The sequence below is a fragment of the Paenibacillus bovis genome, assembly GCF_001421015.2.
Classification (GTDB): domain Bacteria; phylum Bacillota; class Bacilli; order Paenibacillales; family Paenibacillaceae; genus Saccharibacillus; species Saccharibacillus bovis.
Genome location: NZ_CP013023.1, coordinates 898,606 through 912,500, shown reverse-complemented (window position 1 = coordinate 912,500; position 13,895 = coordinate 898,606). Strand labels below are relative to the sequence as shown.

At 50.2% G+C, this 13,895-nt stretch carries 10 protein-coding genes (1 of these 10 running past the window's edge); 3 read left to right on the top strand and 7 right to left on the bottom strand.

Going from position 1 to position 13,895, the window contains the following annotated elements:
• A protein-coding gene (locus tag AR543_RS03960; protein WP_060532022.1) for a sensor histidine kinase crosses the window boundary here: on the bottom strand, positions 1-362 show its beginning. 1,465 nt of this gene lie to the left of the window's left edge; 362 of the gene's 1,827 nt are visible here — the first part of the coding sequence; the start codon lies at positions 360-362; its stop codon lies off the left edge, out of view.
• Between the two features lie 200 nt (positions 363-562).
• Positions 563-2,143 (bottom strand): response regulator transcription factor, encoded by a 1,581-nt coding sequence (locus AR543_RS03955; RefSeq protein WP_060532020.1) that lies wholly within the window; start codon positions 2,141-2,143, stop codon positions 563-565.
• Between the two features lie 329 nt (positions 2,144-2,472).
• Between AR543_RS03955 and AR543_RS03950 the strand changes: the two genes are divergently transcribed.
• Positions 2,473-2,730, top strand: a complete 258-nt coding sequence (locus tag AR543_RS03950; RefSeq protein WP_064505553.1) for a hypothetical protein — start codon at positions 2,473-2,475, stop codon at positions 2,728-2,730.
• Between the two features lie 41 nt (positions 2,731-2,771).
• Here AR543_RS03950 and AR543_RS03945 read toward each other — a convergent pair whose 3' ends face one another.
• Positions 2,772-4,085, bottom strand: a complete 1,314-nt coding sequence (locus AR543_RS03945; RefSeq protein WP_060532018.1) for a diguanylate cyclase domain-containing protein — start codon at positions 4,083-4,085, stop codon at positions 2,772-2,774.
• A gap of 355 nt (positions 4,086-4,440) precedes the next feature.
• Between AR543_RS03945 and AR543_RS03935 the strand changes: the two genes are divergently transcribed.
• Together AR543_RS03935 and AR543_RS03930 are read left to right on the top strand one after the other, a co-directional pair.
• The gene (locus tag AR543_RS03935; protein WP_060532015.1) at positions 4,441-5,709 is read left to right on the top strand and encodes a hypothetical protein; all 1,269 of its coding nucleotides are present in this window, start codon (positions 4,441-4,443) and stop codon (positions 5,707-5,709) included.
• The gene (locus AR543_RS03930) at positions 5,706-8,879 is read left to right on the top strand and encodes a DEAD/DEAH box helicase (protein ID WP_060532013.1); all 3,174 of its coding nucleotides are present in this window, start codon (positions 5,706-5,708) and stop codon (positions 8,877-8,879) included. The genes AR543_RS03935 and AR543_RS03930 overlap by 4 nt, the downstream gene beginning before the upstream one ends.
• 128 nt (positions 8,880-9,007) lie before the next feature.
• On the opposite strand, the gene AR543_RS03925 is transcribed toward AR543_RS03930, so the two are convergent.
• The 4 genes from AR543_RS03925 to AR543_RS03910 all read right to left on the bottom strand — a co-directional run bounded on the left by AR543_RS03925 (position 9,008) and on the right by AR543_RS03910 (position 13,895).
• The gene (locus AR543_RS03925) at positions 9,008-9,835 is read right to left on the bottom strand and encodes an endonuclease/exonuclease/phosphatase family protein (RefSeq protein WP_060532010.1); all 828 of its coding nucleotides are present in this window, start codon (positions 9,833-9,835) and stop codon (positions 9,008-9,010) included.
• 302 nt (positions 9,836-10,137) lie between these two features.
• On the bottom strand, positions 10,138-11,409 hold the full coding sequence (locus AR543_RS03920; RefSeq protein ID WP_060532008.1) for a family 8 glycosyl hydrolase: 1,272 nt from the start codon (positions 11,407-11,409) through the stop codon (positions 10,138-10,140).
• Between the two features lie 56 nt (positions 11,410-11,465).
• Positions 11,466-12,800, bottom strand: coding sequence for a 6-phospho-beta-glucosidase (locus AR543_RS03915; RefSeq protein ID WP_060532006.1), 1,335 nt, complete (start codon positions 12,798-12,800; stop codon positions 11,466-11,468).
• A gap of 99 nt (positions 12,801-12,899) precedes the next feature.
• Positions 12,900-13,895, bottom strand: coding sequence for an N-acetylglucosamine kinase (locus AR543_RS03910; RefSeq protein WP_060532004.1), 996 nt, complete (start codon positions 13,893-13,895; stop codon positions 12,900-12,902).

Below are 13,895 nucleotides of genomic sequence, written 5' to 3'. Positions count from 1 at the left end.
TCATAAGCATCCACATTCGACTTGATCTGCTTCATCTGTTGACCCATATCAAAGTAGGAGCTGGACATGGTAATCGAATCGCTTTCGCCGCTGGTCAGATAATTTTTGACTGTACCGTTCTGGGAGGCGTGACTGACTCCATTCACAATCGAGTCGTTAAAAGATTCCATGCTGCTTTTGATTTGATTCAGCACTTTGGAATTGGTAATGCTGAATGTCTCTGTAAACAGCCTTTCCGACATGCGTATCGTCACCAGCGAGGTCAGCAGACAGACGGCGATAATACTGACGACCATCACAATAAACAGTTTAAAAAATAAACCCTGCTGCTCAAACCGGAGCGCATGTTTCTTCCAATTCATCTGACTTCACACTCATTTTCTGTTCGGGTTATAAAAAATCGGACTACCGGGTACTTCTACAAACGTATTCTGCAGCAGCCAATCAGTTGCAACGTATATAATGGCTGGATCATTAGCCAGCAAACAGTAACATCCCTGCAGCAAAGTACAGGGATGTCGCAAACTATGCGCGTCTGTCTCTGCCAATACACAGCGGCCAATCAGCCGCGTACATGCTGCCTGCGATACTGGCTGGGCGACAGACCGGTCCATTTTTTGAATACTTTGGTAAAATAACTGTGATCTGAATATCCGACCTTGCCGCTGATCTCGGAAATGGAATATACATCTGTACGCAGCATCTCGGCTGCCTTTTCTACCCGGATCTTGTTGAGGTGTTCACTGAATCCTTCCTTGTTATGTGTCGTGAAGTAGCTCGACAGATAGGACGGATTAAAATGAAAGTGCTGTCCCAGTCCGGTAAGGCTCAGCGGCTCGGCATAATGTTCTTCTATATATTCCAGCAGCATCTTCATATTGGCACTGCCATTCTGGGAAGAACGGGATTGGATCTGCAGATGAACCCTGCTCAGAAATTCATGTAGCACGGCTATCGTATCCTGTACATGAATCGCATCGTTGATTTCTCGAAAATAATCATACTTTTCTTCATCCAACTGTCGGACATCATAATCCTGATTGCCGAGCAGCGTAATAATATTAAAGATAATATTGCCCAGAAAAGATTTCAGTTCAAACGGTGTAGCCCGGTAATTGCCTGCCATGGCCTGGACATATGTATCCAGTTCGGCAAAGGCAGAGTCAAAGTTCTCGCGCCGCATCTCCTCGGCAAACTGCTTTAGATTAAACGCTCCCGGAAGTGGTACCGGCTCACCCAGTTCTGCTTCCATCATAAAATGACGATCCGGGAAATAAAAATGATATTCCAGCAGTTTGAGCAGCTGCTGGTAAACGGATCCCAGCTGATCGACGTTCGCAAAAGCTTCGCTCATTGCCCATATGGTCTGCTGATCTTCTGCTCTGCCTGCATGGGCAAGCTCGCGCACCCGTGAAATCACTGCCGCTTCATCGCCTGTATTCATATTTAATAAAAAGACAATCAGCTGCGGATCTGCGGCTACCGGGCGGAAGCTGACCGGCACACCGGCGGATTCGATCGATTCGGCAAGCCGGCTGCTGATCGCCGAGACATAGCTGCTTTTCTGCTGCAGAGTAAGCTCGTTTCCGGATACACGCAGCTGCTGCGGCTGAATCCCTACCAGTGTATATCTGTCATATGGAAAATGAACGGCGATCATCTGCGGATCGTAATCCATTTCATAACCTGCAATCAGCTTCTCGATAATATGATCGACCGTCACCTGCTCATCACCGGCGGCTTCGTCATAAGCAAGAGAAGGAATACGCCGCGCCGTATTTTGCAAAACCTGCAGCAGCTCCTGTGTCTCCAGCTTGGGCTTGAGAATATAATCCGCTACGCCGCTCTGGAATGTTGAACGTACATAACTGAACTCTCCATAGCTGCTGAGCACAATCACTTCAATCTGGGGATAATTCTGCTTGACGATCCGGGTAAATTCTTCGCCATCCATGACCGGCATCACGATATCCGTAATCACGATATGGGGCTGGAGTTCGTCAATCAGATCCAGCGCTTCCCGTCCATTGGACGCTTCGCCGATAATCTGGAATCCGTATTGTTCCCATACCAGATAATGCTTGATTCCCTGACGAACCAGCACTTCATCATCCACGATCAATATTTTGCATAGTTCTTTCATTCAGACACTCCCTATATCACCAGATGCCTCAGTTTTAAGTTTAGTTATGCGCATAACGGAAATGGTTCTTTATTCATAGCAGTCTGTCTCTTTGCGACTGCAATCTGGGTGTGCATGCAGTTCCGTATGCAGTCATTTATATTGATAGCGTTTACATTATAGCTGTGTACCAAATGTCTGATTTTGTCTTTTTATGCTATCACATAATTCATATTTACGGGACAAAATGTTTTGTGTAACCGAGGCGGTTAATTGAGCGATTCTCTGTACGAAAGAGGGTTATATCCACTTTGCGGTTAATCCTCTCTCTATATAATGGAGCATGGAGCATGGAGCATGGAGCATGGAGCATGGAGCATGGAGCATGGAGCATGGAGCATGGAGCATGGAGCATGGAGCATGGAGCATGGAGCATGGAGCATGGAGCATGGAGCATGGAGCATGGAGCATGGAGCATGGAGCATGGAGCATGGAGCATGGAGCATGGAGCATGGAGCATGGAGCATGGAGCATGGAGCATGGAGCATGGAGCATGGAGCATGGAGCATGGAGCATGGAGCATGGTCAATTATGTGTTCTTTCAATAAGAAACCGCCAGAACAAAATATTCCGGCGGCCAGATTACTTTTTATTTATCTTCATTATAAAAACGGACCTGGGAACGGCCGCATCGTTTGGCGGTATACAGGGCTCTGTCAGCATAACGCAGCAGCGTTTCTGCTTCTGTCGCGTCATGCGGGTATACGGCTACTCCGATAGAGGATCCGGTTACGACTGACTGTGATTGAAGATCCCATGGTTGCTGAAGATGGGCACAGATCCGTTCGGCGATTTCGGCAATACAGCCACGCGTAGTAATCAGCGGCAAAATAACAACAAATTCATCGCCGCCAATCCGGGCAATCGTGTCCATCGGGCCCAGCTCGCCGGATATCCGCTTGACCATCTGTACCAGCAGTTCGTCACCTGCTTCATGCCCCAACGTATCATTTACTTCCTTGAATCGATCAATATCCAGATACAGAACGCCCAGCAGTGTATTGTTATCTATAGTAGTCTGCATATCCTGGTTCATCTGGTTCATCAGGTAGCGACGGTTAGGGACACCCGTGAGCGGATCCATATAGGCCAGCGAGCGTAGCTGCTGCTCATGGTTTTTGCGCTCCATAATATTGCGCGAGACAATCAGTACATAATCGGTATGGCTACCACTGCGGGCAACATAGGTCATATTCATTTCAAACCAGAGGTAATGCCCTTCTGCATGATGATATCTGCACTCCTCTTTGGTTCCGATGGCGCGATCTGTTACTGTCCGCTCAAAGGCCGCTACAAAACGCTCCAGATCGTCGGGATGCAGCAGCGAGAATCGTTCCTGTTTATAAAATGTCTCGGGGGAATAACCAAGCATCATCTCCAGGGAAGGCGACACATATTGAAGCTTTCGCTCCGGTGTCATCATCGTAATTACATCCGACATATTTTCGGCGATAAGTCGGTATTGTTCCTGGCTGGCATGCAGCGCTTCCTCAGCCTTTTTGCGCTCGGTTACATCCCGGCTCACGATTACGAGCCGGTGTCGTTTTCCATATTCATCGAAAATCGGTGTTTTCATGACTTCCCATGTGCGATGAATACCGTCAGGAGCGACAAATGACTTTTCGACCAGCAGCGCAGAGCCTTTTTCCCAGGCAAGCTCATCGGTCTTGTAATTATATTCAAACAATGCTGTGTGTTGGGGACGATACGCGGCAATCTCCAGATCGTTGTGGTACAGATAGTCTTCGAGTTTCAGCTCATACATATCCATAACCAGCTTGTTGCATATGAGCCAGCGTCCGTCGCCGTCTTTGAGCACGATAAATTCGGGAATCAGATCAATCAGCGTACGCAGCTGGGATTGATCATTCAGGCTGGAAAGCAGTGACTGGTGAAAATCCATAGTTGTCCTCCTTTCGGGTGAAATAAGATAGCAAACAGGGGGCCGGCATCATGATCGCCTTCCCCTATGAATCCCTATCAATCCGTATAATTGGTTTAGTACTATATATATCGGTTATAGCAGTCAATATTGAAAGAATCACACATGTTCACGGCAAATTTTTGCCAAGACTGTTGAAGGATCTATTATTTTCGGTTCAGGACAGCAGTGAAGCTCCTTATCACCTACTACTTGGCACTTCGTATTCGCGATACGCAATTTCATATTTTTATCAGATCATTCCGATTTCAGTACCTCCCCAATGATATAATAAGGGGATACCAATTCTGACTTGATCGCAGGAGAAATGAACCCTATGGAACCTAAAGATAAAATCTATACGGATGCAGACATGTACCCTTCCGACTATTCCCTAGCTGACTGGCAGCAGCATATGAACGAACAGCTGTCTCCGCTAGAAGACAGTATTCGGAATGTCCAATATACCGAGCAGGCACTGGAAATACTTATGCAGCATCAGCCCCGGCTGACTCCGGTTGCCGAAGCTATCTACCGGCTGAATGCACTGCTGCTGATCTATGGCAGCGTCATGCAGCCTACCCACAAAATTACCGGTTCTACGCCGCTCTCGCTCGGCTATCATACCCGGATGGCGGTAACAGAGATGCAGAATCTGCTGAACGCGCAGTTGAGTCAGTCTCTTCCCGCTCCGCAAAATGAGCAGGAATGGCAGCTGCTCACCGCTATGCTGGATCATATTCGGCACGGGATGCTGGCTGAAGTAAGAGATTCCTATGCTCTGCTGTCCTGCTATTATGAGTTCTGGCACAGCTGGATTGTTCCGCTGGACCGTGGACAGAAGCTGCTGCGCGATGAACCGGCTGCGCTGCAGCAAGCTATCCCGGTAGAAGAACCACAGCCGGGCATGCGCAGATCCGGAAGTTCCTTTGCCTATGCTTCCCTACTACTGGCGCAAAGCTATATTGATTTTCTGCTGGAACAGGATGATCAGGCGCTGGAGGTTCTGCATGCAGCCGCAGAGCGGCATGACTTTTACCCGGAAAGACTGCCGGATCTACTGACCCAGCTGGAGCAAAAGCAACAGTGGCCGCGGATGGTAAGATGGCTTGTCGAGCTCGCTCCTATTTTACGACGGCAGTATTCGGATCTGCAGGGCTATGGTGAGCACTGGGAACAAGCAATCCGACATCAACCGGAAGCACAGGCACAGATGTGGACTACACTGGAGAGTCTGCTGCCGCTGGGCGGACGTTTGTATGAAGATAAATTACTGGAATACGGCAAATGGCAGCAGTGGATGGATTATCAGCTCTCTTCCGGCAAAGACCCTGCCAGCTACAAAGTGACCGAGCTGAAGCCGCTGGAAATGAATGCACCGGAGATGCTGTTGCCCTTTTACCATCAAGCGGTAGAGCGTCATATGGCCCACAAAAACAGGGACGGCTACAAAGCAGCCGTACGGCTGCTCAAACGTCTGTCCAAACTATATAAAAAAATCAAACAGGAAGAGCGCTGGGAACAGTTCATGGAGCAGTTCACCGGACGACACAGCCGTCTGCGCGCTCTTCAGGAAGAATTACGGAAAGGAAAACTGATTCCATGAGCCATTATTTGCAAAACATCACGATTCAGGCAGGGATCAGCGAATACGGCGATGCCCTGATTTACGGTTCCAAGGAAGCTTACGGCTTCGTTCCGGCCATGTATCTCAAGCACCTGCTGTTTGCCTGGCATGAGCCTTCCTTTTATGGAACAGAGCTGGAGGTCGAGCAGACACCGGAGGTGGAACTGATCATTTTGCCGGCAGAGCAGGTGATCTCTTTCTTTGCCGATCAAAAGCTGCTGCATCATGTGAACTGGAAATGGGAGGGCGAAGCCGCCCAGCTGCATCTGCTGGCTCCTTATCTGCTCTCCAGTCTGGACAACAAGAAGTATATGCCCAGCCTGAATGCGTATCGACGGGGCAAGCTGCAGTGGAAATGGGATACCGAAGAAGTACTCAAAGCAGCCGGGCGCAAACGGCAAAAGGCTGAAGTGCAGACTATCCTGAAAGAAGCGGATAGCGACTTTCTGCAGGGATTGCAGGCTGCCTACTCGGCGGCGGTATCCGAGCGCTATTACAACGATGAAGCCGAAGCGGCGGATCTGCGGCGGGAATATCCGCAGTTATTTGACCGGAACAACAGCACGGCAGGTCTGGACGAGAATACCTGGCTTGTCTCGATTGGTTGGAAAAGCGATATGGCTCCTTTCCGTCCGGCGCTGCAGCTGCTGGAACCGGAAGATACCAACAGCGGATGGCGGCTGCGGCTGGTACTGCAGGATAAGGCGGACGAGACCCATCTGGTACCCGTCCGTCTGGAAATGAGCGGCTATGCAGAAGGAGATTGGCCGGACGGTTGGGAGCATCATGTACGTGATCGCTCTGCCGGATGGCGCGAACAGCTGCGTGCGGTTCTGCCCGTCACCCAATTTGCTACGGAACAGGATATGATCGGCCGAACGCTGAACAACGAGCAGGCCTGGCGCTTCCTGTCCCAATACAGCAACCGTCTGCTGCAATCCGGTTGGCTCGTACTGCTGCCGGCCTGGTGGGAAGCAGCACGCCGCAAGCGTCCGAAGCTCAAAGCCAAAGTCAGCGAAGAAGAGGAAAAACGGACGGGCAAGTCTTTCTTTGGACTGGATGCACTGATCGACTTTGACTGGCGGGTATCGATTGGAGAGACTGAGCTAACCGAAGAAGAATTCGCCGAACTCGCGGAGAAACAGGAACGGCTTGCCCTGTTCCGCGGTCAGTGGATTGTGCTTGATCCGGAGCTGCTGGAGCAGATTCGCCGCGCGATGAACGGGATCGACCGGCGGCGCGGGCTTTCTTTTCAGGATGTGTTACAGCTGCATCTGATGCGACAAAGCCGTGCTGCCAAAGAAGAAGAAAACGAAGCGGAAGAAGAGGAAAATCAGCGGATTGAGATTGAAGTGGAGCTAAATGAGCATCTCGCCGGACTGATCAGCCAGATTAGCCAGCAAAATGATATGCCGCTTATCCCGGTTCCTGCTGCTCTGAACGCCCAGCTGCGTCCATATCAGCAGGAAGGCTTCTCCTGGCTATCCTTCCTGCGTCGGTTTGGACTGGGTGCTTGTCTGGCCGATGATATGGGTCTCGGAAAAACGATCCAGCTCATCACCTATCTGCTGCATATCAAGGAAGATGCAGCTTCCGAGACGCTACGTCTGTCCCGTCTGCTCCTGGAAACGGCTGAGGAAGATATACAGCATAGCCAGCTGGCAGCAGCCGCGGATACAGTATCTGACCCTATGAATCGTCTGGATTCGGCGAATCGAATAAATCATGCAGGGGCAACCACTATGGATAACCGTGAGCAAAACGACAAGGCGGATAAAGAAGCGGCAGCGATACTGCAAGTCAGTCCGGCGGTATCCAACCCAACTTCACTGGTCGTATGTCCGACTTCGGTTCTCGGCAACTGGCAAAAGGAAATTATGCGCTTTGCGCCTTCGCTCAAGGTTGCGCTACATTATGGCAGCAAGCGATTATCCAGCGATAATTTTCACCAATTGGTCAGCGAACACGACGTTATCCTGACGTCTTATGCCACTGCATCACTTGATCAGTCATTGCTGCAGGAAGTGACCTGGGCAACGATCTGTCTGGATGAAGCACAAAATATCAAAAATGCCCAGACTCGTCAGTCGCAGACGGTACGCAGCCTGTCCGCGCTGCACCGCGTTGCACTGACCGGTACACCGATCGAGAACCGTTTGGCTGAGCTATGGTCGATCTATGACTTTATCACACCGGGTTATCTGGGTAGTATGAAAGGATTCCAGGACCGATTCGCCCAGGCGATCGAAAAAGAGCAAGACGAGCAGCGTACGCTGGATCTGCAAAAGCTGGTCAAGCCGTTCATGCTGCGCCGGACGAAAAAAGATCCGAATATCCAGCTCAATCTGCCCGAGAAAAATGAAATGAAAACCTATATTAATCTCACGCCGGAGCAGGGCGTTATGTACGATCAAGCTGTTAATCAGCTGATGCAGCATATGAATGATCTGGAAGGCATGAAGCGCAAAGGAGCGATCCTGTCTGCACTAACCCAGCTCAAACAAATCTGCGATCATCCAGCGTTGCTGCATACCCGTGCCCAGACTCCAGATCCGGAAGAGACCGAAATACCGGATGTGCCGGAAGATCTGGAAGCACTGGTCAGTCGCTCTGCCAAAATGGAACGTCTGCTGGAAATGGTACGCGAGCTTCGTTCCAAAGACGAGAAGTGTCTGATTTTTACCCAGTATATCGGGATGGGGCAAATTATCCAGCGTGTGCTTAGTGAAGATCTGGATGAGCCGGTACTGTATCTAAACGGCAGCACGTCCAAAACCGCGCGCGACCGGATGATTGAACAGTTCCAGTCTCCGGGCGAACCGAATATATTCATTCTGTCCCTGAAAGCAGGCGGCGTCGGTCTCAATCTGACCGCAGCCAACCATGTCTTCCACGTTGACCGCTGGTGGAACCCGGCAGTTGAGAACCAGGCAACTGACCGGGCGTACCGGATGGGCCAGACCCGAGATGTGCAGGTACACAAATTCATCTCCCTCGGTACGCTGGAAGAACGCATCGACGAGATGCTGGAAAGCAAGCAGCAGCTCAGCAACAATATCATCTCGACCTCGGAAGGCTGGATTACCGAGCTGTCCAACGACGAACTGCAAAGTCTGTTCAGTCTGCGACGGGAATGGGCTGAAGTATAAGCTACACATGGATAAGGTTAAATCCAAAAAAAGCGTGATCTGTTCCCAGGAACAGGTCACGCTTTTTTATTTTATAGGAATGCAGTTAGATTACGATCTCTCATAATCAACAACTGGCTGCGCTGCATTTAAATATCTACTACAGCCATTACACCAAAGTGATCCGATACTACTGCACCATTCTCACCGTTCAAAGCTACATGGGAAGATTGCACCTGTACCGGACGATTGGCATAAATATAGTCGATCCGCAGATTACGCGCATTGCCTTCCCAGCCGGCGATTGACTTGACGACGGTATGGCCGGCGTCTTTGACCGCTGCAGCTGTATACGTATCGTGCCAGATCTGCTTCATCATATAATCGTATCCTTCGCCGCGAATCTCCGCTACATTGTTGAAGTCGCCGAGAAAGAACATAAGCTGCTCCTGATACGGTTCCAGCAGCTGCTCGGCTGCATCCCACTGTGGACGAAACGGCTCAATCTCATCATTCCACCAGCCAAAATGTCCATTAACCAGCCAGAGCGGCTGCCCTGCTTGTTCGGTTTGTACCGCCAGTATTTTACGGGTTTTGGAATTGTTATAGTCCTGCAGCTGGGATACATGTCCGTGCATATGAGCGGTCAGTGGCGTTTTGGATAGAATGGCCAGACCTTCATCCAGTGTTCGCCGGGAAGCGGAATGTACAGGAATCCACGTCCAGTGATAATCGTATTGCAGCTGTTGCAGCAGCACGTAAGCATAATTATTTTTGCGGATAACTGTTTCTGGATCGGCATTATAGTAGCGTCCCAGATCCGGCACCGCTACTGCTTCCTCGGCAGCCAGCTGGTTCACTTCCTGCATGGCAATCACATCAAACTGCTGCTTATTAATAAAGTCTGCCAGCTGGCTGATCTTCTCCAGCTGATTTTCCTCGTGCCAGGCATGGGTGTTCAGTGTAAGTAGTCTCATTGGTTTCTCTCCTGTTTGGCAGGTATCGTCTTGCCGGATAATCTGTATGTATCTACTATACCATATGCCCTTACGGCTCCTTTTATAAAAAAGGCACTTCCGGTGTACTGCCGGATCGTTCAATAGTAAAAAAGCACACAGCAAATTCGCCAGACCCTGCTGCCCGGTCTGGCGAATGGATTGCTGTACAGGATGGAAATGAGACTCTCGATTCGAACTGTGCTTTTCATCCAGATTTTAAATTCAGACAGGCCGGCACTTTATCCTGCAAATGTACGACACGACAGCCTATCTGTTCATTCTCAAGGCTTCCACCAGTTGCCGGAGATGAACAGCAGATTGAGCATATTATAAGAATCGCTGAAATAACTTTCCTTGTGCGTAACCATCCAGCTCCAGCCTTTGTTCACCCATGCCTGATTGCTGCTGTCCGTCACCCCTGCCGATATAAATGGCGCTACAAATACGGCTGTGGCATAGCTGCCTCGATCGTTGCCATTCAGCTGATAGCCGTCTTTGATATTATCCGGGTTACCGCCGGTTTTCTTTTGAATCCATGTTGCCATTTTGCTCGCGATATTCTTGCCACGTGTATCTCCATAAAGGGCATAATCCATAACTATCCGCAAAGGGACACGGGAAGAATTGTAGTTATATTCATTAGTCTCTTTGAACTCATCCAGAAACCATTCCGGTGCAGGCTTCGGCGGATTGCCCACGACAAAGTCGGAGATCAGACCAGTCGCTGGCGAATAGGCAGCGCTGAACTGAGCATATTTGTTGTACAGATTATTAATCACATTCAGCCAGGTCTGGTCGCCGGTCACATCATAATAGGCGCGCAGATGACTGAGCATCCAGTCGGAAGGGCGGGTATCGTAGCCGGATTTGGAGTCCCAGTCACCCAGATTGATACCATTATTGCTCGTGATGTAGCTGGACTTGATCGCACTGATCATCTTTTTGGCTTCGGCGAGATAATTGACAGTACCGCCGGAGCCCCACTGCCGATCTGCCAGAATCAGTGAATAGGCAATATCCAGATCGCCATCGGTAGCGGAACCAAAGTGACCCTGAGCTGCCGAATCATCTGCAACCACCCATCCCATCAATGCTGGGTTGCCGCTGCTGTGGTAGGCTCTGACTGTTTTGAACAGTCCATCGTAGATTGTACGTGCATTGGTATCATGACCGGCCATCAATACGGTAATGATCATGCCATAGCCCTGCCCTTCCGATGTGCCCAGCGGCTCAAATCCTTCGGCATCACCAGTAATATCGCCCTTCACATAATAGCCCCCTGGCAGCGAAGACAGATCATGCTTGAGATAAGTTGATTTCCAGCAATCATAGTAGCCCGATACCTCCCGATTCATTTGCGCCTGGGTAATATGATTGGGCTTGATCACACCTGGATAGTTAACCTGCTGTGGAAAAGGCTTTTTCTCTCCGGCCGCATATGTTGTACCCGGCATCCCGGTCATGCCAATAGACGCAATAATCATTGTCAAAACAAGGGAGAGATAGGTCAGACGGGATCTCAATATGTTTCTTTTACGGATAACATGTCGCATACTTCTGATTCCTCCTTCATTTTTGTGTAAGGCAAAGCCTGTCCTATAGGGAGTTGCTAGACCAGCGCTTTATCTTCAGCAGGCATCTCTTTCTGGAAAAACTGCGGTAGATAAGGACGATTGGCTTCCAGCATTTCTTCCAGCAGCGCTTTGGCAATATCCACCGATGGAACCAGCGGATGGTGCACCATCGCCTGAAGCGCAATATCCCGGTCACCTGTTATCGCTGCTTCGATCGTCAGTTGTTCATACGTCTTCACTGCATGGATCAGTCCCTGGATATGCTGCGGAATGGTGGTGAGCTGGATCGGCAGCGGACCATTCGCAGTCACCAGACAGTTCACTTCAATACAGGCTTCATCCGGCAAAAAATCGATAATGCCCCGGTTGGGTACATTCAATGTCTGTACATCGCCGGTACCGTTATACAGGGAGCGCATCAGATTGACGGCCGCTTCAGAATAATAGGCACCACCACGCTGTTCCAGCTGCTTGGGTTTCTCTTGCAAATGAGGATCACTGTACAGTTGGAATAGTTCTTCTTCGACTTTTTTGACGACTTCGGCACGGCTACCTTCACCCTGCATTGCCTGGATCTGATCTTCCAGCATGGCAGGTGTCATATAGAAGTATTTCAGATAATAAGACGGAAGCGCCCGGAGCGAACGCAGGAAATCTCCATCCCAATCCTGATGGGATACATTCACCGCCGCGTATTCCTGACGATTGTCCAGCAGCTCGGTCAATTTGTCCTGACCATCCACCTCGATCCGGGTGATCCAGTGCAGATGGTTCAGTCCGACAAACTCGGCATATACACGATTCGGACTGACCTGATATTGGGAAGTCAGCCATTTCATCATCCCGATCGGTGCATTGCATAATCCGATACTCCGTACTGTGCTGTGTCTGGTAATCGCTTCGGTGACCATACCGGCAGGATTGGTAAAATTGAGCAGCCATGCGTTCGGAGCCAGCTCTTCAATATCCCGGCAAATATCCAGCAGAACCGGGATCGTACGCAGCCCTTTCATCATGCCGCCCGGTCCGGTCGTCTCCTGACCGATCACTCCATACTTCAGCGGAATGCTCTCATCCTGTGCCCGGGCAGCCAGCATACCGACCCGCATCTGGGTACTGATAAAATCTGCTCCCTTAATTGCATCTCTACGATTCGTTGTTAGACGAACTTCTATCGGTAATCCGGATGCAGCTATCATTCTTTTGGCGAGTTCGCCTACAATATTCAGCTTGTGCAGTCCCGGCTCAATATCGACCAGCCACAGCTCCTGTACTGGCAGCTCGTTATGATAACGAATAAACCCCTCTACCAATTCCGGCGTATACGAGGACCCTCCGCCGATTACTGCAATTTTCAGTTTCTTTGACATATCAGATCACATCCTGTCCTATAGTTCCAATCTGTAATTTCACCTGAATGAGCTGTATATTTCGCTTGATCCAAAGTTTCTGCACTTGTGTCCCGGATGCTATGGTTCTATTAGCTCTGCAGATAACGGATGCAGATTGCCATGTTCACGCAGTTGGTTGTATACGCTCTCATAAACCGTAATATCCGTCTTTTCCATAGCCCGAAGGACAGCTCCTACGACCGGTTCCATATCCAGCCGTACCAGCGAAGCATAAGGAGCACATTCCTGCATAGCCGCTTCAATCCAAAAGCTGATCCAGCCGCGGTCTCCCCGGGTCAGCAAGCTGCCTGCCATTACTACATCGAATGTCTCCTGCTGCATACCGAGCCGATGCACAATTGCTGTAACCGATCGGCCGATCTCCTGTCCCTGACGGGCAAGAATATCGAGTGCTGCCCGGTCTCCTTCTGCGGCTGCTGTAAATAACAGCTCGGCCACCTGAAGCGGGACCTGTTGCTGGTGATCCAGATAATCATGAAACATCGTGGATACATCCGGATAACCGAGCTTTTCCAGCAGCAGACCGGTCAACAGCGTTGGCTGCTCCCTGCCATCCCAGGCACGAATAACGGTACGGAATACCTCGGTGCAAAGCATGCCTCCTCCTCCAAAATCTCCATACATATAATCGAATCCGCCACACTGAAAAATCTCGCCGTCCGGTGAAACACCGGCGCTGTTGGTTCCGGTACCGCAGATCACCGAGATGCCATATGGCCGGTTGGTTCCGGCACGCAGGCCGATAATCGTATCACATACAATTTCATAATTTACAAAGCCAAGACCGAGAATCATCGGATGCAGGATATCATAATCGGCCTGACGGTCAGCTCCCGCCAGTCCAAAACAGCTAAATGTCAGCTGCTCTCTCCGTATCCCCGCCTGCCTGAGCGCCGCGTCGGCTGCCTGACCGATATGGTCCGCAGCCAGCTGTCCGGCGATCTGATGATTGCCGTTACCCGCAAGGCCGCGGCCAAGCAGACGCCCGGATTCGTCGGTAACATACGCCAGCGTCTTGGTTCCGCCAGCATCAATACCCAGGTAATAGTTCAC